Here is a 21,921-nt window from a genome sequence, read left to right as displayed (position 1 = left end):
GCCCCTGCGCCCTCTTGGACATGCTTGTCAGGATCAGCGGACTTTGCCCTCTGCCTGTTTCAGTTCTTCTTTGTCGAAATCATCGACATCGATCACCTTGCGTCGCGCCGCTTCGGCATCACGCAAGCTCTGCGCTTCTACCGGTTGCAACACCCCGGCCTCCAGCGCCGCATCGATGGCGTGTTCGCCCGCGACCGGTTTCACCTGACCGCTTTTCAGCGAGGTGTGCAGTTTTTTGTGCAGCGGCTGTGCGGCATTCAGCAGATCGCTGGCGTGTTGCAACGCGCCGACTGCATCGTCTGCAGACTGTGGGCGATAGCAACCGGCAAGCAGTTCTTCCAGCGCCGGATCGCCCTTGGCGCGACCAATGACGCCAGCCACTTCGGCCCCGAGTTTGTCCGACGGGCCTTTGTGACGACGGCCGAACGGAAACACAATGCCTCGCAGCAGGCAGCCGAATACCTTGTTCGGGAAGTTGCGCAGCAACTCATCCAGTGCCCGTTCCGATTGGCCGAGGCTTTCTTCCATCGCCCAACGGAAGAGCGGTTCCATGTAGGCCGGCGAATCCAGATCGTGGTAACGCTTGAGTGCGGCAGAGGCCAGATACAGATTACTCAGCACATCACCCAAGCGTGCCGACAGACGCTCGCGGCGCTTCAGTTCGCCGCCGAGCAGCATCATGCTGAAGTCGGCGAGCATGGCAAATGCCGCTGCCTGACGGTTGAGTGCGCGGAAGTAGCCTTGGCTGATCTTGTCGCCCGGCGCATGTTCGAAGTGGCCGAAGCCGAGGTTCAGCACGAGCGTGCTGGCGGCGTTGCTCACGGCGAAACCTATGTGTTTGAGCAGCAGGCCGTCGAACTCTTTCAGTGCCTGATCCTTGTCCTCACGACCGGCCAGAGCCATTTCCTTCAGTACGAACGGATGGCAGCGAATCGCGCCCTGACCGAAGATCATCAGGTTGCGCGAGAGTATGTTTGCGCCTTCCACGGTGATGAAGATCGGTGCACCGTTCCAGCTGCGACCGAGGTAATTGTTCGGCCCCATGATGATCGCTTTCCCGCCGTGGACGTCCATGGCGTGGCTGATGCATTCGCGGCCGCGCTCAGTGAGGTGATACTTGAGGATCGCCGACAGCACCGACGGTTTCTCGCCCAAATCCACCGCGTTGGCGGTGAGCATCCGCGCGGCGTCCATCATCCACGCGTTGCCGCCGATGCGCGCCATGGCTTCCTGAATACCTTCGAACGCCGACAACGGCACATTGAACTGTTCACGAATCTGCGCGTATTGGCCGGTGACCAGACTGGTGAACTTGGCCGCACCTGTGCCGACTGCCGGCAACGAGATCGAACGGCCGACCGACAGGCAGTTCATCAGCATCATCCAGCCCTTGCCGAGCATTTCCTGACCGCCGATGAGGAAGTCCAGCGGGATGAACACGTCCTTGCCCGAGTTCGGACCGTTCATGAACGCCGCACCCAATGGCAGGTGGCGACGACCGATCTCCACGCCGGCGGTATCGGTCGGAATCAGCGCCAGGCTGATGCCAAGGTCCTCTTTGTCACCCAGCAGATGCTCCGGGTCATACGCCTTGAACGCCAGGCCGAGGAGTGTGGCAACCGGGCCGAGGGTGATGTAACGCTTTTCCCAGTTCAGGCGCAGGCCAATGACTTCCTGACCTTCCCACTGACCTTTGCAGATGATCCCGGTGTCGGGCATCGCCCCGGCATCGGAGCCAGCGAGCGGGCCGGTGAGGGCGAAGCACGGAATGTCATCGCCACGGGCCAGGCGTGGCAGGTAGTGATTGCGTTGCTCGTCGGTGCCGTAGTGCAGCAGCAGTTCGGCCGGGCCGAGTGAGTTCGGCACCATGACGGTGGAGGCGAGGTCACCGCTGCGGGTGGCGAGTTTCATTGCCACTTGCGAGTGGGCGTAGGCCGAGAAGCCTTTACCGCCAAATTCTTTCGGAATGATCAGGGCAAAAAAGCCGTGTTCCTTGATGTGCGTCCAGGCTTCGGGCGGCAGGTCCATCGACTGGCCGATCTGCCAGTCGGTGACCATGGCGCAGAGTTCCTCGGTCGGGCCGTCAATGAACGCTTGCTCTTCTTCGCTCAGTTGCACCTTCGGATAGGCCAGCAGTTTGTCCCAGTCCGGACGACCGCTGAACAGCTCGCCATCCCACCACACGGTGCCGGCGTCGATCGCGTCGCGTTCGGTCTGCGACATCGGTGGCAGGGTTTTCTGGAACCAGCTGAACAGCGGCGCCGTGAAATGCTTGCGGCGCAGGTCGGGCAGCAGCAACGGTGCAGCGACCACCGCCAGCAGTACCCAGAACACCAGCAACAGCCAGCCCGGTGCGTGACTGAATATCCCCATCGCCAAGAGGTAGACGGCAACGATGCCCAACGCGGGCAGCGGGGCGATACGCCGGTGGGCGAGATACGCCACGCCAACGATCAAAACCAGTATCCACAACAACAGCATATTCAGTCCTCCGTGAACCAAGGCAAATCGACCCTCCAGAGCTTAGACCGCATCTGTAAAACCGGGTGGTCAGACCAAGGTGATTGAAATCGTGGGAAACCCCGGATGGTTTTCGTAGGTTCGGTGGGCAACACGTGTGGGAAATCGTTCGATCAATCCGCGCCTATGCGTCCAAGTTTGGCCGAAACGTCGTTATCTCTGTGCTGACGCTGTCGCTAGACTCGGGGCTCACCCAGGAGATTGTCGTCATGCACGAATATCTGAGCCCCGGCCGCTTCATCGATAGTGACCACCCGGCGGTGGTGGAGTTCGCCGAACAGCACCGTGGTGCCAGCCGCGATCCGCTCGCGCAGGCGATCAGTCTTTATTACGCGGTGCGTGAGGCCGTGCGCTACAACCCCTATACCTTCAGCCGTGATCCGCAGACCTTGCGCGGCAGTTATGCGCTGGCGACGGGGGAGAGTTATTGCGTACCGAAAGCCACGCTGCTGGCGGGCTGCGCGCGGCATTGCGGAATCGCGGCGCGGATCGGTCTGGCCGATGTGAAAAATCACCTGTCGACCCCGCGTCTGCTCGAGTTATTGAAAAGCGATATGTTCGCCATGCACGGCTATACCGAGTTTTTTCTAGAGGGTCGCTGGGTCAAGGCCACGCCGGCGTTCAACCAGAAGCTCTGCGAGTTGTTCAATGTCGCGCCGCTGGAGTTCGACGGTATCAACGACAGCGTTTTCCACCCGTTCAACCGCGATGGGGCACAGTTGATGGAGTATCTGGTCGATCACGGCCAATTCGCCGATGTCCCGGAAACCTTCTTCTTCGAGCATCTGCAAAAGTGCTATCCGCACCTGTTCACCGATCATCAGCCGCCATTGCTGGGCGATATGCAGAGTGATTTGAGCCGGGTCTGATCCGGCGTATGCTGCCTGCCCACGCATTTGAAAAGAGGCGGTCATGCTGAAGATCTGGGGACGGAAAAACTCATCGAATGTCAGGAAGCCATTGTGGGCCGCCGAGGAACTCGGTCTGGCTTACGAGGCGATTGATGCCGGTGGCGCGTTTGGCGTAGTCGACACGCCCGAGTACCGGGCGATGAACCCGAACGGTCGGGTGCCGGTGATTGAAGACGACGGTTTCGTGTTGTGGGAATCCAACGCCATCGTGCGCTATCTGCTGGCCAGGCATGCGCCCGACAGCGCTTGGTATCCGGCGGATCCGCAAGCCCGCGCTATCGCTGACAAGTGGATGGACTGGACCACCTCGAGTTTCGCCGGGCCTTTCCGCACGGTGTTCTGGGGCGTGTTGCGCACGCCTGCGGACAAGCAGGACTGGGCGGCGATCAATGCCGCGATCAAGGAATGCAGCGAGTTGCTGAGCATGGCAGACAGTGCCTTGGCCAGTCAGCCTTACCTTTCCGGAAAAGACATCGGCATGGGTGACATCCCGCTCGGCAGTTTCATTTATGCCTGGTTCGAGATGCCCATCGAACGCGCCCCGCAACCGCATCTGCAAGCCTGGTACGAGCGCCTGAAGCAGCGTCCGGCTTACCAGAAAGCCGTCATGACCGCGTTGACTTAATACCTACTATCGACACACTTGACTGTACTTGTACGGCGGCGGCAAGCACCATTGCGCACTTGCGCTGCGGTTCGATCCTTCGCCGCCGTCTCCTTTTTCCCTTCAATGGTGCGTAAATCAGATATGAGTTCCGCTCTGTCCATCCGGCAGCTAACCAAAACCTACGGCAACGGGTTCCAGGCCTTGAGTGGTATCGATCTGGACGTTGCCGAAGGTGATTTTTTCGCCTTGCTCGGCCCCAACGGTGCTGGCAAATCCACGACCATCGGCATTCTCTCGACCCTGGTGAACAAAACCAGCGGCACGGTGAATATCTTCGGTCATGACCTGGACAAAAATCCTGCGCAGCTCAAGCGCTCGATCGGCGTGGTGCCTCAGGAATTCAACTTCAACCAGTTCGAAAAGACCTTCGACATCGTCGTGACTCAGGCCGGCTACTACGGCATTCCGGCGAAGATCGCCAAGGAACGCGCCGAGCAGTACCTGACGCAATTGGGCCTGTGGGACAAGCGCGATGTGCCGTCGCGTTCGTTGTCCGGCGGCATGAAGCGCCGTCTGATGATTGCCCGTGCGCTGGTGCATGAACCGCGTCTGCTGATCCTCGATGAGCCGACTGCAGGCGTCGATATCGAGTTGCGTCGTTCGATGTGGACGTTCCTCACCGAACTGAACCAGAAAGGCATCACCATCATCCTCACCACGCACTATCTGGAAGAGGCGGAGCAGTTGTGCCGCAACATCGGCATCATCGACCACGGCACCATCGTCGAGAACACCAGCATGAAACAATTGCTGGGCCAGTTGCACGTGGAAACCTTTTTGCTGGACCTGAAAAACGACTTGAGCGCCGCGCCGCAACTGCTCGGTTATCCGGCCCGGTTGATCGACAGCCACACCCTGGAAGTTCAGGTCGACAAATCCATGGGCATTACGGCGTTGTTCACCCAGTTGGCGCAGCAGAACATTGAAGTGCTGAGCCTGCGCAACAAAACCAATCGCCTCGAGGAGCTGTTCGTGTCCCTGGTGGAGAAAAATCTGTCGAAGGTGGCGGTATGAGTTCCGAATTCCGTCCCAACCTCGTCGCCCTGCAGACCATCGTTTACCGCGAGGTCAAACGCTTCACGCGGATCTGGCCGCAGACGTTGCTGCCACCGGCGATCACCATGGTTCTGTACTTCGTGATCTTCGGTAATCTGATCGGTCGGCAAATCGGCGACATGGGTGGCTTCACTTACATGGAGTACATCGTGCCGGGGCTGATCATGATGTCGGTGATCACCAACTCTTACGGCAACGTGGTGTCGAGTTTCTTCGGCAGCAAGTTCCAGCGTTCCATCGAAGAGCTGATGGTCTCGCCGGTGTCGCCGCACACGATTCTGATTGGCTTCACCATTGGCGGCGTGTTGCGTGGCCTGATGGTCGGCGTGATCGTGACCATTCTGTCGCTGTTCTTCACCCATTTGCAGGTGCATCACCTCGGGGTGACCATCCTTGTGGTGGTGCTGACGGCGACGATTTTCTCGCTGCTGGGCTTCATCAACGCGGTATTTGCGCGCAATTTCGATGATATTTCGATCATCCCGACTTTTGTGCTGACGCCGCTGACGTACCTGGGTGGGGTGTTCTATTCGATCACGCTGCTGCCGCCATTCTGGCAAACCGTGTCGCTGGCCAACCCGGTGCTGCACATGGTCAATGCGTTCCGTTACGGGATTCTGGGTGTGTCGGATATCAAGATTGGTATCGCGATCACCTTCATGCTGGTGGCGACGGTGGTGTTGTATCTCGGTTGTGCGCGGTTGCTGGTGAGTGGGCGTGGTATGCGTACCTGATCCAGAACCGCGTCGACTTCTTCGCGAGCAGGCTCGCTCCCACAGGGGAACGCATTCCAATGTAGGAGTGAGCCTGCTCGCGATAGGGCCAATACAGACGCCACAAATCAAAACGGCCTCCCACTGCGGAGGCCGTTTTGCATTCAGCGCATGCGACTTTTCTTGCGCCGCGCCCATTGCCGCGCGACCCACCAGCGCCAGTACATCATTACCAGGCAATAGGCGAGGGCGCCGAGCACCAGCCCTACCACTACCGAACCGAGCAGAAACGGCTGCCACAGTGTCGACAACTCGCCGCTGATCCATTCCCAGGTCAGCTCATCCGGCAGATGCCGGGCAGGCACATCCATCAAAAACGCCCCGGCCTGATACGTGCAGAAGAACACCGCCGGCATGGTGATCGGATTGGTCAGCCACACCAGACTGACCGCAATCGGCATGTTCCCCCGCACCATGACGGCAAGGGCGGCGGCCACCAGCATTTGCGCCGGAATCGGCAGGAATGCGGCGAACAGGCCGACCGCCATCGCCCGCGCGACCGAGTGACGATTGAGGTGCCAGAGGTTCGGGTCATGCAGCAACTTGCCGAGAAAGCGTAAGGATTTGTGTTCCCTGATGCTCGTCGGATCGGGCATGTAACGTTTGAATAAGCGCCGGGGCATAAGGCTTCTCGGTCGGTTAAGGCGGCAAGTATGTCTGGATTCTACGAAGCGCCCATTCAGACTTTGTGACAATTGTTGACGACGCACGTGCCCGACACCCGCTATGCCTAAGTGCGGGACTCTCAAGGACGGGCTTATGCGCACAGGGATGATGGCGCTGGCAGTCGGTCTGCTGGCCCCGGTTTTTATGCCGGCCTTACCGCCGGTCTGGTTGATGCTGTTGTTGCCGGTGACGGCTTTGATGTTGCTGCCGTTTCGCAGCTATCCATTGGCGATTTTTCTGCTGGGTTTCACCTGGGCCAGCGTCGGTGCGCAATGGGCGTTGAATGATCGCTTGCCGGCCGAACTGGATGGCGAAACCCGCTGGCTCGAAGGGCGGGTGGTCGGGTTGCCGCAGAACGGCGACGGTGTGGTGCGTTTCGAGTTGGCTGATGCACGCTCACGTCACGAAAAACTGCCATCGCTGATGCGCCTCGCCTGGTACGCCGGGCCGCCGGTCAACAGTGGCGAGCGCTGGCGCTTGGCGGTCAAGCTCAAGCGTCCCGGTGGTTTGCTCAACCCGGACGCTTTCGATTACGAGGCATGGCTGCTGGCGCAACGCATCGGTGCGACGGGCACAATCAAGGATGGTCAACGCCTGAGCGAAGCGCGTTGGGCCTGGCGCGACAGCATTCGTCAGCGCCTGCTTGCAGTGGATGCGCACGGTCGGGCCGGTGCTCTGGCCGCGTTGGTGTTGGGTGATGGGTCCGGGCTCAGTCGCGAGGATTGGCAGATTCTGCAGGACACCGGCACCGTGCACTTGTTGGTGATTTCCGGTCAGCATATCGGCTTGCTGGCGGCGGTGATGTATTGGCTGGTCGCAGGGTTGGCGCGATTTGGCCTGTGGCCGCTGCGTTGGCCGTGGCTGCCATGGGCCTGTGGGCTGGCGTTTACGGCGGCGCTGGGTTACGCCTTGCTTGCCGGATTTGACGTGCCGGTGCAGCGCGCCTGCGTGATGGTCGGCCTGGTACTGTTGTGGCGTTTGCGCTTTCGCCATCTGGGGGCATGGTGGCCGCTGCTGCTGGCGTTCAATGGTGTGCTGTTGCTGGATCCGCTCGCGAGTTTGCGTCCGGGTTTGTGGTTGTCGTTTGCGGCGGTGGCGGTGTTGATTTTCACCTTTGGCGGCCGCCTGGGCGCGTGGCGCTGGTGGCAGACCTGGACACGGGCGCAATGGTTGATTGCGATCGGTTTGTGCCCGGTGTTGCTGGCATTGAACCTGCCGATCAGTCTCAGCGGGCCGCTGGCCAATCTGCTTGCAGTGCCTTGGGTCAGTCTTGTCGTGCTGCCGCCGGCGTTGCTCGGGACGATGTTGTTGCCCATACCCTGTGTCGGCGAAGGGCTGCTGTGGCTGGCCGGTGGTTTGATCGACGGGTTGTTTCGCGCGCTGGCGATAATGGCCGGGCATTGGCCTGCATGGATCGCACCCTCGATACCCGCCTGGTTCTTGGCTGCTGGCGGTCTCGGCGCGGTGTTGTTGCTGTTGCCGCGCGGCGTGCCAATGCGCCCGCTGGGCTGGCCATTGCTGTTGCTGCTGGTGGTGCCGCCACGCGAACGGCTGGATGAGGGATTGGCCGACATCTGGCAACTGGATGTCGGCCAAGGCCTGGCCATCCTGATCCGCACCCGCCATCACACGTTGCTCTATGACGCTGGGCCGCGCTTTGGTGATTTCGATCTCGGCGAGCGGGTGGTGCTGCCCGCGTTGCGCAAACTGAGAGTGGAAAAACTCGATCTGATGCTGCTCAGCCATGCGGATGCCGATCACGCGGGTGGCGCTCTGGCGATCACCCGTGGTTTGACCGTCGATCGCGTGATCAGCGGTGACCCGCCGGGACTGCCTGAGGCGTTGAGCGCCGAAGCCTGCGAAAGCGGCCGGCAATGGCAGTGGGACGGGGTCGCTTTTCAACTCTGGCAATGGGCGGACGCCCGCGACAGCAATCAGCGCTCCTGCGTCTTGCAGATCGAGGCCAATGGCGAGCGTCTGTTGCTGACCGGCGATATCGACACCCACGCCGAACGTGCGCTGCTCGACAGTCCATTGGCCGTGCCGACGCCATGGCTGCAATCGCCCCATCACGGCAGCCGCAGTTCATCGTCAATGGCGCTGCTCAAGGTGTTGCAACCCGCAGCCGTGCTGATTTCCCGTGGGCAGGGCAATTCCTTCGGCCATCCGCACCCGACCGTGCTGGCGCGTTATCGCAAACAGGGACTGCGCATTTACGACAGCGCCGAGCAGGGTGCCATTCAGGTGCAACTGGGCACCTTCGCGCCGCCTCGCACAATGCGTCATCAGCGGCGTTTCTGGCGTGATCCGCCCGCGCTGGCCCGCTGATCGGGGCATGAGCCAATGGGTATCACGGTCGTCGGGGCGGCGGGTCTTAATCGTCGATCGGTATGGTAAAGTGGCGCACTTTTTCGAGGGGACTGTCACTGTGTGGGAATTGGTCAAATCCGGCGGCTGGATGATGTTGCCGATCATTCTGAGCTCCATCGCGGCCATGGCGATCGTCGCCGAACGCCTGTGGACACTGCGCGCCAGTCGCGTCACCCCCGAGCATCTGCTGGGCCAGGTCTGGGTCTGGATCAAGGACAAGCAGCTCAATAAAGAAAAACTCAAGGAATTGCGCGCCAATTCGCCGCTGGGGGAAATCCTCGCCGCCGGTCTGGCCAACTCCAAGCATGGTCGCGAGATCATGAAAGAGTGCATTGAAGAAGCCGCCGCCCGCGTCATCCACGAGCTCGAACGCTACGTCAATGCGCTGGGCACCATCGCCGCGATGTCGCCGCTGCTCGGTCTGCTGGGTACGGTGCTGGGCATGATCGATATCTTCAGCGCATTCACCGGTTCCGGTATGACCACCAATGCTTCGGTGCTGGCGGGTGGTATCTCCAAGGCGCTGATCACCACAGCAGCAGGCCTGATGGTCGGTATTCCGGCGGTGTTCTTCCACCGCTTCCTGCAACGCCGCATTGATGAACTGGTGGTGGGCATGGAGCAGGAAGCGATCAAACTGGTTGAAGTGGTGCAGGGTGACCGTGACGTCGACCTGGCCGAGGGCCGCGCGTGAAATTCCGTCGCAAGCCTCGGGAAACCATCGATATCAACCTCGCGTCGCTGATCGACGTGGTGTTCATTCTGCTGCTGTTTTTCGTCGTGACCACCACGTTTACCCGTGAAACCCAGTTGCGCGTCGACCTGCCGGAAGCGGTCAGCGGCTCTCCGGCCGAAGATCAGCAGCTCAAGCAGATCGACGTGGCTATCAGCGCCGAAGGCGTGTTTTCGGTGAACAACAGGATTCTGCCGAAGAACGATCTGGCGACATTGATGGAAGCCATGCAGAAAGAATCCAACGGTGACACCAACATGCCGTTGTCGATCAGTGCTGACGGCAAGACTCAGCATCAATCCGTGATCACCGCCATGGACGCGGCCGGCAAGCTCGGTTTCAGCCATCTGCGCATGACCACGGTCGAGGCGGCGCCCAAATCCTGATGAGCCTGTCCGATCGTTTGCTCGCTGCGTGGTATCAGGGGCACCCGGCCCTGACGTTGCTGCGGCCGCTGGAAATGTTGTACCGCCGCGTGGTGGTGGGTAAACGCCAGCGCTTTCTCGACGGTGAAGGCGAGATTTACCAGCCGCCAGTGCCGCTGATCGTGGTCGGCAACATCACCGTCGGCGGCACCGGCAAAACGCCGATGATTCTCTGGCTGATCGAACATTGCCGGCGCAGCGGTTTGCGCGTCGGCGTGGTCAGCCGTGGTTACGGTGCCAAACCCGCGCAGTTGCCGTGGCGCGTTGAGGCCGATCAAACCGCCGATATCGCTGGCGACGAACCGCTGCTGATCGTCCAGCGCACCGGCGTGCCGCTGATGATCGACCCCAATCGCAGCGCCGCTGTCAAAGCCTTGCTCGCCAGTGAGCCGCTGGATCTGATCCTCTCCGACGACGGCATGCAGCATTACCGTCTGGCGCGGGATCTGGAGCTGGTGCTGATCGACGCCGCCCGTGGTCTGGGCAACAAACGCTGCTTGCCTGCCGGACCGTTGCGCGAACCGATCGAACGTCTGCAAAGCGTCGACGGCGTGCTGTTCAATGGTGCGACTGAAGACCGTGACGACGGTTTCGCCTTTCGCCTGCAGCCGACGGCGCTGGTCAACCTGCGCAGCGGCGAGCGCAAATCTCTCGAGCATTTTCCGTCCGGTCAAAGCGTGCATGCGGTCGCCGGGATCGGCAATCCGCAACGTTTCTTCAATACCCTCGAAGCGCTAGACTGGCGGGCAATCCCCCATGCGTTTGCCGATCACGCCGAATACAGCGTGCAGGCGTTGAATTTCACACCGTCATTGCCGTTGGTGATGACTGAAAAGGATGCGGTGAAGTGCCGTGCCTTCGCTGCTGCCGACTGGTGGTATCTGGCGGTCGATGCCGTGCCGTCGCCGGCCTTCGTGGCCTGGTTCGACACGCAACTGATGCGTCTGTTGCCCGATCGGCTTTTGCCTTAACTCTTTACTCAGGGAATGTTCATGGACACCAAATTGCTCGACATCCTCGCGTGCCCGATCTGCAAAGGCCCGCTCAAGCTCAGCGCCGACAAGACCGAACTGATCAGCAAGGGTGCCGGTCTGGCCTATCCGATCCGCGACGGCATCCCGGTGATGCTCGAAAGCGAAGCCCGCACTCTGACCACCGACGAGCGTCTGGATAAATGACCACTGCCTTCACCGTTGTCATCCCGTCGCGTTTCGCCTCGACCCGTCTGCCGGGCAAACCGCTGCTGGACATCGCCGGCAAGCCAATGATCCAGCACGTCTGGGAACAGGCGAGCAAAAGCAGCGCGACCCGCGTCGTGGTCGCGACTGACGACGCGCGCATCGTCGAGGCCTGCAAGGCCTTTGGCGCCGAAGTGGTGCTGACCCGTGAAGACCATAATTCCGGCACCGATCGTCTGGCCGAAGTCGCGGCGAAACTGGGCCTTGAGCCTGACGCGATCGTGGTCAACGTGCAGGGTGACGAGCCACTGATCCCGCCGAGCGTGATTGATCAGGTCGCCGCCAACCTCGCCGCCCACACCGAAGCGCGCATGGCCACGCTGGCCGAGCCGATCGAGGACGTGGAAACCCTGTTCAATCCGAACGTGGTCAAGGTTGTCAGCGACCTCAACGGTCTGGCGCTGACCTTCAGCCGTTCGACCTTGCCTTGGGCGCGCGATGCATTCGCCAAGAGCCGCGAGCAATTGCCTGAAGGCGTGCCGTACCGTCGCCACATCGGCATCTATGCCTACCGCGCCGGTTTCCTCCAGGACTTCGTCAGCTGGGGCCCGTGCTGGCTGGAAAACACTGAATCCCTCGAGCAACTGCGTGCCCTGTGGCATGGCGTGCGGATTCATGTCGCCGATGCGCTGATCGCACCGCCAACTGGCGTCGACACTGCCGAAGACCTCGAGCGCGTTCGTCGCCTGCTGGGGGCCTGATGCGCGTTCTGTTTGTGTGCCTGGGCAACATTTGCCGTTCACCCACGGCTGAAGGCGTGTTGCGCCACAAGTTGCGTGCCGCAGGGCTGGCGGATCAGGTCGAAGTGGCCTCCGCCGGCACCGGTGACTGGCACGTCGGCAACCCGCCGGACAAACGCAGTCAGGCCGCGGCCAAAGTGCGCGGCTATGACCTGTCGGCGCAACGCGCGCAGCAGGTCAGCCGCGCCGACTTCGCCAGTTATGACCTGATTCTGGCGATGGACAACAGCAACCTGCGCAACCTCAAGGCGCTGCAACCGTCCACTGGCAAGGCCGAACTGGATCTGTTCCTGCGCCGTTATGCCGGGTTGGTCGATGAGGTGCCGGATCCGTATTACGACGGCAATCAGGGGTTCGAGCAGGTGCTGGATCTGATCGAAGCGGCTTGTGACCAATTGTTGATCGAAGTGAAGGGCCGGTTATGAGTTTGCAGGTGCAACCACAGGTTTCCCTGAAACCGTTCAACAGTTTTGGCGTCGATGTGCGCGCGCAACTGTTCGCCGAAGCCCACAGCGATGCCGATGTCCGTGAAGCACTGGCGTATGCCAGCGCGCACGACGTGCCGTTACTGGTAATCGGCGGTGGCAGCAACTTGCTGCTGACGGCGGATATCCCGGCGCTGGTGCTGCGCATGGCGACGCGCGGGATCCGCGTGATCAGCGATGACGGCAGCCGTGTGGTAATCGAAGCTGAAGCTGGCGAGCCTTGGCATCCGTTTGTTCAGCACACGCTGGCGCTGGGCTTTTCCGGACTGGAAAACCTCAGCCTGATTCCCGGCACTGTCGGCGCTGCGCCAATGCAGAACATTGGCGCTTACGGCGTCGAGATCAAGGATGTGTTTGCCGGGCTCACGGCGCTGGATCGCCAGACTGGCGAGCTACGTGATTTCACCCTGGAAGAATGCAACTTTGCCTACCGCGACAGCCTGTTCAAACAGCAGCCTGGGCGTTGGTTGATTTTGCGCGTGCGTTTTACGCTCGATCGCGTCGCGCATCTGCATCTGGAGTACGGCCCGGTGCGTCAGCGCCTGACCGAGCAGGGCATCGAGCAGCCGACGCCAAGTGACGTCAGCCGCGCCATCTGCAGCATCCGCAGTGAAAAACTGCCGGATCCGGCAGTGCTCGGTAATGCCGGCAGCTTCTTCAAGAACCCGCTGGTGTCGGCGGACATCGTCGCGCAGATCAAAGCGCAGCACCCGGATGTGGTCGCCTACGCGCAACCCGACGGGCAGATGAAACTGGCCGCGGGCTGGCTGATCGAGCGTGCTGGCTGGAAAGGTTTCCGTGAGGCCGATGCCGGCGTGCATAAATTGCAGGCGCTGGTGTTGGTCAACTACGGCGCCGCGACCGGTCTGCAATTGCTCGATCTGGCGCAACGCATCCAGAAAGACATTGCAGAACGTTTCAATGTCGAGCTGGAAATGGAGCCCAATCGGTATTGAAGCAGCGTCGAGCTTCAAGCTTCTAGCGGCAAGCTACAATCTTGAGCGTGAGCCAGCTACTGCTTTTACTTTTAGCTTGTAGCTAAAAGCTCGTAACTGAAAAGCCCTGTCTCAGCAGGGCTTTTTTGTTAACGCTGGGTTAACTTAGCGAGCTAACGATAACCGTCATTTGCTCCACCAAAGGCCCAGTGCAGACGTTCGCGTCGGCACAAGAGAGCCTGATTAGCCTGAGTCGATCTGCGTGAACCACCGCCGATTCAATGGCGGCAGATTGCTCGACCCCATAACCACTAAAAATATGCGGGCGTGCCCATGATTACCCTGAAACTCAACGGTCAAGACCATCCCCTCGATGTCACTGAAGACATGCCGCTGTTGTGGGCGATTCGTGATGTCGCCGGTTACAACGGCACCAAATTCGGTTGCGGCATGGGCCTGTGCGGCGCCTGCACCATTCACATCGATGGCTTGCCGGCGCGCAGTTGCATCACGCCGATCGGCTCGGTGATCGGGCAGAACGTCACCACCATCGACAATCTTCATGCTGACCCGGTCGGGCAGGTGGTCCAGCAAGCCTGGCTCGACTCAGCCGTCGCGCAGTGCGGTTTCTGTCAGGGCGGGCAAATCATGTCGGCCACGGCATTGCTCAAAACCAACCCGAACCCGAGCGACGAGCAGATTGAGGAAGCCATGGTTGGCAACATTTGCCGCTGCGGCACTTACAACCGGATCAAGACCGCTATCCGCCAAGCCTCCACCCATTTGAAGGAGGCCAAGGCATGAGCCGTCTTCCGAATGATTTCGCCCTGAGCAATCTCAGCCGTCGCGGTTTTCTCAAAGGCGTCGGCGCCACTGGTGCGCTGGTGCTGGCCGCGAGTTGGGGCTGGCAGGATGCGTTGGCCGAAGACAAACCGAAACAGTTCGGCGCCGATGGCATGCCCAACGGCTGGATTGATGATCCGAAGGTCTACGTCAGCATCGCCGCCGACGGCACCGTCACCGTTGTGTGCAATCGTTCGGAAATGGGCCAGGGCGTGCGCACCAGTCTGACCATGGTTGTCGCAGATGAGCTGGAGGCCGATTGGGCGCACGTCAAAGTGCAGCAGGCGCCGGGTGATGAAGTACGTTTCGGCAACCAGGACACCGACGGTTCGCGCAGCATGCGCCACTGGTATGAGCCGATGCGGCGTTGCGGCGCGGCGGCGCGAACCATGCTCGAGCAAGCTGCCGCTGCGCAGTGGAAAGTGCCTGTGGGCGAATGCCACGCGCAGTTGCACAAAGTCATCCATAAACCGTCCGGCCGAGAGCTGGGCTACGGCGAACTGGCCGGCGCAGCCAGTGCGTTGGCGGTACCGGCACGGGACAGCTTGCGTCTTAAGCAGCCGTCGGAGTTTCGCTACATCGGCAAGGAAGGCACCAAAGCCATCGACGGTGACGACATCGTCAACGGTCGTGCTGTGTACGGCGCCGACGTGCATTTCGATGGCATGTTGTACGCGACCATCGCTCGTCCGGCGGTGTACGGCGGCAAGGTCAAATCGGTGGATGACAGCGCTGCGCTGAAAGTCCCCGGCGTGCTCAAAGTAATGCAGATCGAAAGCCGCCCGTTGCCTTCGGAATTCCAACCGTTGGGCGGTGTGGCCGTGGTGGCCAGCAATACCTGGGCAGCGATCAAGGGCCGTGAGGCGCTGAAGATCGAATGGGATGACGGCCCGAACGCCAGTTACGACTCGATCGCCTATCGCAAAGAGCTGGAAGCCGCATCACTCAAGCCCGGCAAAGTGGTGCGCAACACCGGCGATATCGACAAGGCCCTGAGCGGCGCCGCGAGTACGCTCGAAGCGTCGTACTATTTGCCACATCTGGCACAGTCGCCGATGGAGCCGATGGTCGCCATCGCCCGTTACAAGGACGGCGTTTGCGAAGCGTGGGCACCGAGTCAGGCGCCACAAGTCACCCGCGAGCGCATTGCCGAGCGTCTTGGGCTGCCGTTCGATAAAGTCACTTTCAATGTCACGTTGCTCGGCGGTGGTTTCGGTCGCAAGTCGAAACCGGACTTTGTCGTCGAAGCGGCGATCCTCGCCAAGGAGTTCCCCGGCAAAGCTGTGCGGGTGCAGTGGACGCGTGAAGATGACATCCACAACTCGTATTTTCATACCGTGTCTGCTGAGTACCTCAAGGCGGGCGTGGGCAAGGACGGTATGCCGTCCGGTTGGCTGCATCGCACCGTGGCACCGAGCATCACTGCGTTATTCGCGCCGGGCATGAACCATGAAGCGGCATTCGAACTGGGCATGGGCTTCACCAACATGGCCTACGCGATTCCCAATGTGCGCCTGGAAAACCCCGAAGCCACCGTGCACACGCGGGTTGGCTGGTATCGCTCGGTATCGAACATTCCCCATGGTTTCGCGATCCAGAGTTTCGTCGATGAGCTGGCGCACAAGGCTGGTGAGGATCCCCTCAAATACCAGATCAAACTGCTTGGTTCTGATCGTCAGATCGACCCGCGCACGCTGAGCGAAGAGTGGAACTATGGCGAATCTCCCGAGCGTTATCCGATCGACACCGGGCGCATGCGCACCGTGCTGGAAACCGCAGCCAAAGCTGCTGGCTGGGGACGCAAACTGCCCAAGGGCCGTGGTCTTGGCCTGGCGGTGCATTACAGCTTCGTCACATACGTGGCGGCGGTGATTGAGGTTGAAGTAAAAGACGACGGTACGCTGATCGTGCACAAGGCTGACATCGCCGTCGATTGCGGGCCGCAGATCAACCCTGAACGTATCCGTTCGCAGTTCGAAGGCGCCTGTGTGATGGGCCTGGGCAACGCATTACTGGGCGAAATCAGCTTCAAGGACGGCAAGGTCCAGCAGGATAACTTCCATATGTATGAAGTGGCGCGCATGTCGCTGGCGCCGAAGGAAGTTGCCGTGCATCTGGTGACACCGCCGGGCGACGTGCCCTTGGGCGGTGTCGGCGAACCGGGCGTGCCACCGATTGCTCCAGCCTTGTGTAACGCGATCTACGCCGCCACCGGCAAGCGCATTCGCAATCTGCCGGTGCGTTATCAGTTGCAGGGCTGGCAGAAGGCAGAGGCGTAATGGACAGCGTCGACCTCAATGTCCTGCGCAGCGTCCTCGAATGGCGCCGCGCCGGACAGCGGGTGGTGCTGTTCAGTGTGGTGCAGACCTGGGGCACGGCGCCCCGCGCACCCGGTGCCATGTTGGCGTTGCGCGAGGATGGCGTGGTGATTGGTTCGGTGTCGGGCGGGTGTGTCGAGGATGACTTGATCGCCCGTCTGCACGACGGCCGCATCGCTACCGACGGGCCGCCGGTGCAGTTGATTACTTATGGCGTCACGCGAGAGGAGGCGGCGCGTTTTGGCTTGCCTTGCGGCGGCACGTTGCGCCTGACCGAAGAGCGCGTCGGCGATCCTGCGTGGGTTGCCGAACTATTGGCCCGTTGCGAGGCCCACGAGATTGTTGCTCGCGAGTTGAACATCGACACCGGTGAAGTGTTTCTGTCCCCGGCAAGTAAATCCGATTCGCTGGAATTCGATGGCAAAACCCTGCGCGCCATTTACGGCCCGCGCTGGCGTCTGTTGTTGATCGGTGCCGGGCAGTTGTCGCGCTACGTCGCGGACATGGCGCGACTGCTGGATTTCGAAGTGCTGATCTGCGACCCGCGCAGCGAATTCGTTTACGGCTGGGAAGAGCACCACGGTCGCTTCGTCCCGGGCATGCCGGATGACGCGGTGTTGAGCATTCAGACCGATGAGCGCACAGCGATTGTCGCGTTGACCCATGATCCGCGTCTGGACGACATGGCGTTACTGACGGCGCTGGATTCGCCAGCCTTCTATGTGGGGGCGCTCGGCTCGCGGGTCAACAGTCAGAAGCGCCGGGAAAATCTGGCTCAGCTAGGCTTGTCGGTACAGGCGATCGATCGACTGCATGGCCCGATCGGTTTGCACATTGGCAGTCATTCGCCGGCGGAAATTGCCTTGTCCCTGCTGGCAGAAATCGTCGCGATCAAGAACGGCGTCGAGTTGAAGCAGAAGAAAACACTGGAGGGCGCATGAGTCGATCCATTGCAGTGATTGTGCTGGCAGCGGGCGAGGGCAGTCGCTTTCGCCAGGTGGCGGGTGCGGACAAGGACAAGTTGCTGGCGGACTGCACCGGGCGTGATGGTGCGGTGCGTTCGGTGATCGAGCAGGTGTTGGTGAATCTGCCGGCCGGTCTTGTTAAGCGTGTATTGGTCACCACTGAAGCGCGGCCGCAGGCAATGCGCATGGCGCAGGCTTATGGCTGTGAGGTTGTCTCGATCGAGTCGACCGGAATGGGTGACAGCATTGCCGCCGGGGTTGCAGCTTGCCCGGATGCCGATGGCTGGTTGATTGTGCTGGGGGATATGCCGTTTATCTTGCCGTCGAGTATCGAGCGGGTGGTTGCGGCGATTGCTGACGATGCGGTGAGCGTGCCGGTGCAGGAGGGCGAGTTTGGCCATCCGGTGGGGTTTGGGCGGTCGTTTGGTTTGGGGTTGCAGGGGTTGAGCGGTGATCGCGGGGCCAGGCCTTTGTTCAAGCAGGGCAGGGTGGTGGAGGTTGCCGTCGATGATTCAGGTGTGCTGTGGGATATCGATGTGCCTGAGGCTTTGGTTTTTGCCTCGTCTTGAGATCTGTGTGAATCCTTAGAAGCCCTCACCCTAACCCTCTCCCAGAGGGAGAGGGGACTGACCGAGGTGTTCTTTCGAGCTACACCGACCTGAAACTTCGAGTCGAACTCCGGCCTTGAAGCACACGGAGATCGGCTCCCTTTCCCCCTCGCCCCGTGGGGAGAGGGCTGGGGTGAGGGGGTTGGATCTAGAGTCCACCACAAAAAATCGAGGCATAAAAAAGCCCCGCCAGGTTTTCACCGGGCGGGGCTTTTTAACGGCTTTGGAAATTACACGAGTGGTTTAGGCTCGTGTTCTTTTTCCTCGGCCTCTTGGTGCTGCTCGACCGCGTCCTGAACGGAGCGTGGCGCTTCAGCGATCACTGCTTCGACAACCGCTTCTTCAGCGACCGGGGCAGGCGCTGCCTCGACCACTTCAGCAACAGGAGCAGCAGCGGAAGCCAGTTCGGCTTCCTTCTGCAGACGCTCTTCTTCACGCTTGCGACGACGCACTTCACGCGGGTCGTTCGGCGCGCGGCCGCTTGGCGTCAGGGCGCTGACCGGAGCCGGTGCTTCAACTGCCGGGGCTGGTGCTTCGGCCACTACAGGTGCCTCGACGACCGGAGCTTCAACAGCCGGTGCTTCAGCGACTGGCGCTGGAGCAGGTTCGGCAGCCGCAACCACTGGCTCGGAAACTATCGCTTGCGGGACTTCAGCTTCAGCAGCAGGTGCTGGTACTTCAGTCACGGTTGGCTCGGCAACCCAGTTGAAAGCGGTTTGTTCTTCGCGAACTTCACGCACGGTTTCGGTCACGGTTTCAGCGACGGTTTCAACCACCGGTTCGGCGAACACAACTGGCGCTGGCTCGACCTGAGGCAGGGTTTCCTGAACCGGTGCGACTTCGACTTCCGGAGCAGCAACCACTTCTACCGGAGTGGTCGCTTCAACAACCGGCGCTTCCACAGCAGCAGTTTCCTGAACGGCGGCAGTGGCGCGTTCTGCTTGCTCGTGAGCTTGTGCTTCAGCCGGAGCGCTGATCACGCTGCTGGCAACAGCAGCAGTCACCGCCAGGCCGGCAGCCAGATCGGCAGTGCTTGGCTCTTCAGCGTTTTCGCCGGACTCGGATTCTTCCGAACCTTCGATCACGTTGCCGTTGGCATCACGCTGACGCTCACGACGGTTGCTGCGACGACGCTGACCGCGCGAGCGACGACGTGGGCGATCGCCCTCGGCGTTCTCCGAACCGTCTTCCGGCAGTTGCTCTTCGTTGATGTTCACTTCTTCTTCAGCGACGGCAGCAGCGGCCTGCTCGGCGCGTGGCTGACGCTCTTCACGCGGCGGACGCGGTGCGCGCTCTTCACGTGGCTGACGGGCCGGACGCTCTTCAGCGGCAACGGCTGCGGTGGCTGCAGCAACTGGAGCAACTGGAGCGGCGTCCAGAGGCTCGCGCAGTTCACGTACACGCTCTTCACGCTCGCCACGTGGCTTGCGGTCTTCGCGCGGTGCACGAGGAGCACGTTCCTCACGCGGAGCACGAGGTGCGCGTTCTTCACGGGCTGCCGGTGCTTCGGTGCGAGCTTCACGTGGCTCGCGGACTTCACGGGCTTCGCGTGGCTGACGCTCTTCGCGCGGCTCACGTGGGGCGCGCTCTTCACGCGGTGCGCGTTCTTCGCGCGGCTTGCGCTCTTCATCGCGGCGACCGTTACGGTTGCGGCTCTGCTGACGACCGTTGCGACGCTCTTCGTTGCGGGCCGGACGCTCGCTGGCTGGTTTTTCAACCACAACCGGAGCAGTTGGCTCTTCTTTGGTGGCGAACAGGCTGACCAGCGATTTCACCAGGCCCTTGAACAGGCTTGGCTCTGGTGCAGCAACGGGAGCCGGTGCTGCGGCGACAGGTGCGGCGGCTTCGGTCGGAACCGGAGCGTTGGCGCGGGCCGGCGCAGTCTTGACTGCGGCTTCCTGGCGAACCAGGGTGCGGGTCGCAGCGGCTGGCTGAACTTCTTCGACCTCGGCAGCGGCAGCAGCGATTTCGTAGCTGGACTGGTTGGTCGCGGCTTCCGGGCTGTCATCACGCAGACGCTGAACTTCGAAATGCGGGGTTTCGAGGTGGTCGTTCGGCAGAATGATGATGCGGGCACGGGTGCGCAGTTCGATCTTGGTGATCGAGTTGCGTTTTTCGTTGAGCAGGAACGCAGCGACCGGGATCGGCACTTGAGCGCGGACTTCGGCAGTGCGGTCTTTCAGGGCTTCTTCTTCGATCAGGCGCAGGATCGCCAGCGACAGCGATTCAACGTCACGGATGATGCCCGTGCCGTTGCAACGCGGGCAGACGATGCCGCTGCTTTCGCCCAGCGATGGACGCAGGCGCTGACGGGACATTTCCAGCAGGCCGAAGCGCGAGATGCGGCCGATCTGCACGCGAGCGCGGTCGGCTTCCAGGCATTCGCGGACTTTTTCTTCCACGGCGCGCTGGTTCTTGGCAGGGGTCATGTCGATGAAGTCGATGACGATCAGGCCGCCGATGTCGCGCAGGCGCAACTGACGGGCGATTTCTTCGGCGGCTTCAAGGTTGGTCTGCAGGGCGGTTTCTTCGATGTCGCTGCCTTTGGTGGCGCGCGCCGAGTTGATGTCGATGGACACCAGGGCTTCGGTCGGATCGATAACGATGGAGCCGCCGGAAGGCAGTTCAACGACGCGCTGGAAAGCGGTCTCGATCTGGCTTTCGATCTGGAAGCGGTTGAACAGCGGAACGCTGTCTTCGTACAGCTTGATCTTGCTGGCGTACTGCGGCATCACCTGGCGGATGAAGGTCAGGGCTTCGTCCTGGGCTTCAACGCTGTCGATCAGCACTTCGCCGATGTCCTGGCGCAGGTAATCGCGGATGGCGCGGATGATTACGTTGCTTTCCTGGTAGATCAGGAAAGGCGCGGAGCGATCCAGCGAGGCTTCTTTGATGGCGGTCCACAGTTGCAGCAGGTAGTCGAGGTCCCACTGCATTTCTTCGCTGCTGCGGCCCAGGCCGGCAGTGCGCACGATCAGACCCATGTCGGCTGGCGCAACCAGACCGTTCAGCGCTTCACGCAGTTCGTTGCGCTCTTCGCCTTCGATGCGACGGGAGATACCGCCGGCACGCGGGTTGTTCGGCATCAGCACGAGGTAACGACCGGCCAGGCTGATGAAGGTGGTCAGGGCGGCGCCCTTGTTGCCACGTTCTTCTTTTTCGACCTGAACGATGACTTCCTGGCCTTCGCTCAGGACGTCCTTGATGTTGACGCGGCCTTCAGGGGCTTTCTTGAAGTATTCGCGGGAGATTTCTTTGAGGGGCAGGAAGCCGTGGCGCTCGGAGCCGAAATCGACAAAGGCAGCCTCAAGGCTTGGTTCGATGCGAGTGATGCGGCCTTTATAGATGTTGGCCTTCTTCTGCTCGCGTGCACCGGATTCGATGTCCAGGTCGTAGAGGCGTTGGCCATCTACCAGTGCAACACGCAACTCTTCGGGTTGAGTTGCGTTAATCAGCATTCTTTTCATGTAGTACCGTCGGTTTCCGGGCTGCCGGAAACGGCGTTCGGCACACACGACTTCTCACGGTCGGTGTCAGGTGCGTCGGGAGTGGTTGGCCATTCCCGTGTCCAGCGATATGCGGCCAATTGGGCCGATATAGCGACGTACGCGTCCTGCTTGCTGTGGCTACTTAAGCACTCAGTCAGGAGGAGGAATCAACCAGCGGCT

General features: G+C 61.0%; 19 protein-coding genes. 16 read left to right on the top strand and 3 right to left on the bottom strand.

All coding sequences use genetic code 11. The features are described from left to right. Positions 1–33 precede the first annotated feature (33 nt). Positions 34–2,481: an acyl-CoA dehydrogenase gene (locus QOM10_RS21625; protein WP_127929350.1), complete on the bottom strand. Its 2,448-nt coding sequence runs from the start codon at positions 2,479–2,481 to the stop codon at positions 34–36. A 248-nt stretch (positions 2,482–2,729) separates the two neighbouring features. On the opposite strand from QOM10_RS21625, the gene QOM10_RS21620 reads away from it, so the two are divergent. The 4 genes from QOM10_RS21620 to QOM10_RS21605 all read left to right on the top strand — a co-directional run bounded on the left by QOM10_RS21620 (position 2,730) and on the right by QOM10_RS21605 (position 5,888). After that, on the top strand, positions 2,730–3,389 hold the full coding sequence (locus QOM10_RS21620; RefSeq protein WP_316916919.1) for a transglutaminase family protein: 660 nt from the start codon (positions 2,730–2,732) through the stop codon (positions 3,387–3,389). Between the two features lie 43 nt (positions 3,390–3,432). Beyond that, on the top strand, positions 3,433–4,056 hold the full coding sequence (locus QOM10_RS21615; RefSeq protein ID WP_127929348.1) for a glutathione S-transferase family protein: 624 nt from the start codon (positions 3,433–3,435) through the stop codon (positions 4,054–4,056). Between the two features lie 123 nt (positions 4,057–4,179). Continuing rightward, the gene (locus tag QOM10_RS21610) at positions 4,180–5,112 is read left to right on the top strand and encodes an ABC transporter ATP-binding protein (protein WP_127929347.1); all 933 of its coding nucleotides are present in this window, start codon (positions 4,180–4,182) and stop codon (positions 5,110–5,112) included. Next, the gene (locus QOM10_RS21605) at positions 5,109–5,888 is read left to right on the top strand and encodes an ABC transporter permease (protein ID WP_008087860.1); all 780 of its coding nucleotides are present in this window, start codon (positions 5,109–5,111) and stop codon (positions 5,886–5,888) included. Before QOM10_RS21610 ends, QOM10_RS21605 begins: the two co-directional genes overlap by 4 nt. Positions 5,889–6,031: 143 nt before the next feature. Here QOM10_RS21605 and QOM10_RS21600 read toward each other — a convergent pair whose 3' ends face one another. After that, positions 6,032–6,550 (bottom strand): DUF2062 domain-containing protein, encoded by a 519-nt coding sequence (locus QOM10_RS21600; RefSeq protein ID WP_007908202.1) that lies wholly within the window; start codon positions 6,548–6,550, stop codon positions 6,032–6,034. A 136-nt stretch (positions 6,551–6,686) separates the two neighbouring features. Between QOM10_RS21600 and QOM10_RS21595 the strand changes: the two genes are divergently transcribed. The 12 genes from QOM10_RS21595 (at position 6,687) to QOM10_RS21540 (ending at position 18,214) form a co-directional block, all read left to right on the top strand. Further along, positions 6,687–8,921 (top strand): DNA internalization-related competence protein ComEC/Rec2, encoded by a 2,235-nt coding sequence (locus QOM10_RS21595; RefSeq protein ID WP_160041422.1) that lies wholly within the window; start codon positions 6,687–6,689, stop codon positions 8,919–8,921. A gap of 100 nt (positions 8,922–9,021) precedes the next feature. After that, positions 9,022–9,657: a MotA/TolQ/ExbB proton channel family protein gene (locus QOM10_RS21590; RefSeq protein WP_007908216.1), complete on the top strand. Its 636-nt coding sequence runs from the start codon at positions 9,022–9,024 to the stop codon at positions 9,655–9,657. Further along, a complete protein-coding gene (locus QOM10_RS21585; RefSeq protein WP_127929345.1) occupies positions 9,654–10,082 on the top strand; it encodes an ExbD/TolR family protein in 429 nt (142 codons plus the stop codon). The genes QOM10_RS21590 and QOM10_RS21585 overlap by 4 nt, the downstream gene beginning before the upstream one ends. Continuing rightward, positions 10,082–11,092 (top strand): tetraacyldisaccharide 4'-kinase, encoded by a 1,011-nt coding sequence (lpxK, locus tag QOM10_RS21580; RefSeq protein ID WP_150750552.1) that lies wholly within the window; start codon positions 10,082–10,084, stop codon positions 11,090–11,092. The genes QOM10_RS21585 and lpxK overlap by 1 nt, the downstream gene beginning before the upstream one ends. Before the next feature lie 21 nt (positions 11,093–11,113). After that, positions 11,114–11,299 carry a Trm112 family protein gene (locus QOM10_RS21575; RefSeq protein ID WP_003174668.1) on the top strand — a complete coding sequence of 62 codons (186 nt, stop codon included), beginning with the start codon at positions 11,114–11,116 and terminating at the stop codon, positions 11,297–11,299. Next, positions 11,296–12,060 carry a 3-deoxy-manno-octulosonate cytidylyltransferase gene (gene kdsB, locus QOM10_RS21570; RefSeq protein ID WP_127929343.1) on the top strand — a complete coding sequence of 255 codons (765 nt, stop codon included), beginning with the start codon at positions 11,296–11,298 and terminating at the stop codon, positions 12,058–12,060. Before QOM10_RS21575 ends, kdsB begins: the two co-directional genes overlap by 4 nt. Beyond that, entirely contained in the window at positions 12,060–12,524 is a 465-nt protein-coding gene (locus tag QOM10_RS21565; protein ID WP_127929342.1) for a low molecular weight protein-tyrosine-phosphatase, read from the top strand. The genes kdsB and QOM10_RS21565 overlap by 1 nt, the downstream gene beginning before the upstream one ends. Further along, positions 12,521–13,540 (top strand): UDP-N-acetylmuramate dehydrogenase, encoded by a 1,020-nt coding sequence (gene murB / locus QOM10_RS21560; RefSeq protein ID WP_127929341.1) that lies wholly within the window; start codon positions 12,521–12,523, stop codon positions 13,538–13,540. Before QOM10_RS21565 ends, murB begins: the two co-directional genes overlap by 4 nt. A 312-nt stretch (positions 13,541–13,852) precedes the next feature. Beyond that, positions 13,853–14,323 carry a (2Fe-2S)-binding protein gene (locus QOM10_RS21555; RefSeq protein WP_003227073.1) on the top strand — a complete coding sequence of 157 codons (471 nt, stop codon included), beginning with the start codon at positions 13,853–13,855 and terminating at the stop codon, positions 14,321–14,323. Continuing rightward, positions 14,320–16,641, top strand: a complete 2,322-nt coding sequence (locus QOM10_RS21550; protein WP_316916918.1) for a xanthine dehydrogenase family protein molybdopterin-binding subunit — start codon at positions 14,320–14,322, stop codon at positions 16,639–16,641. Before QOM10_RS21555 ends, QOM10_RS21550 begins: the two co-directional genes overlap by 4 nt. Next, a complete protein-coding gene (locus tag QOM10_RS21545) occupies positions 16,641–17,621 on the top strand; it encodes an XdhC family protein (protein WP_316916917.1) in 981 nt (326 codons plus the stop codon). The genes QOM10_RS21550 and QOM10_RS21545 overlap by 1 nt, the downstream gene beginning before the upstream one ends. Then, positions 17,618–18,214 (top strand): nucleotidyltransferase family protein, encoded by a 597-nt coding sequence (locus tag QOM10_RS21540; protein WP_316916916.1) that lies wholly within the window; start codon positions 17,618–17,620, stop codon positions 18,212–18,214. Before QOM10_RS21545 ends, QOM10_RS21540 begins: the two co-directional genes overlap by 4 nt. A gap of 269 nt (positions 18,215–18,483) precedes the next feature. Here QOM10_RS21540 and rne read toward each other — a convergent pair whose 3' ends face one another. Further along, a complete protein-coding gene (rne, locus tag QOM10_RS21535) occupies positions 18,484–21,720 on the bottom strand; it encodes a ribonuclease E (protein ID WP_316916915.1) in 3,237 nt (1,078 codons plus the stop codon). Positions 21,721–21,921 lie beyond the last annotated feature (201 nt).

Origin of the sequence: Pseudomonas sp. P108 (assembly GCF_032613195.1) — a bacterium.
In the GTDB taxonomy this organism is placed as follows: Bacteria; Pseudomonadota; Gammaproteobacteria; order Pseudomonadales; family Pseudomonadaceae; genus Aquipseudomonas.
This window is presented reverse-complemented; position numbering and strand designations above follow the sequence as displayed.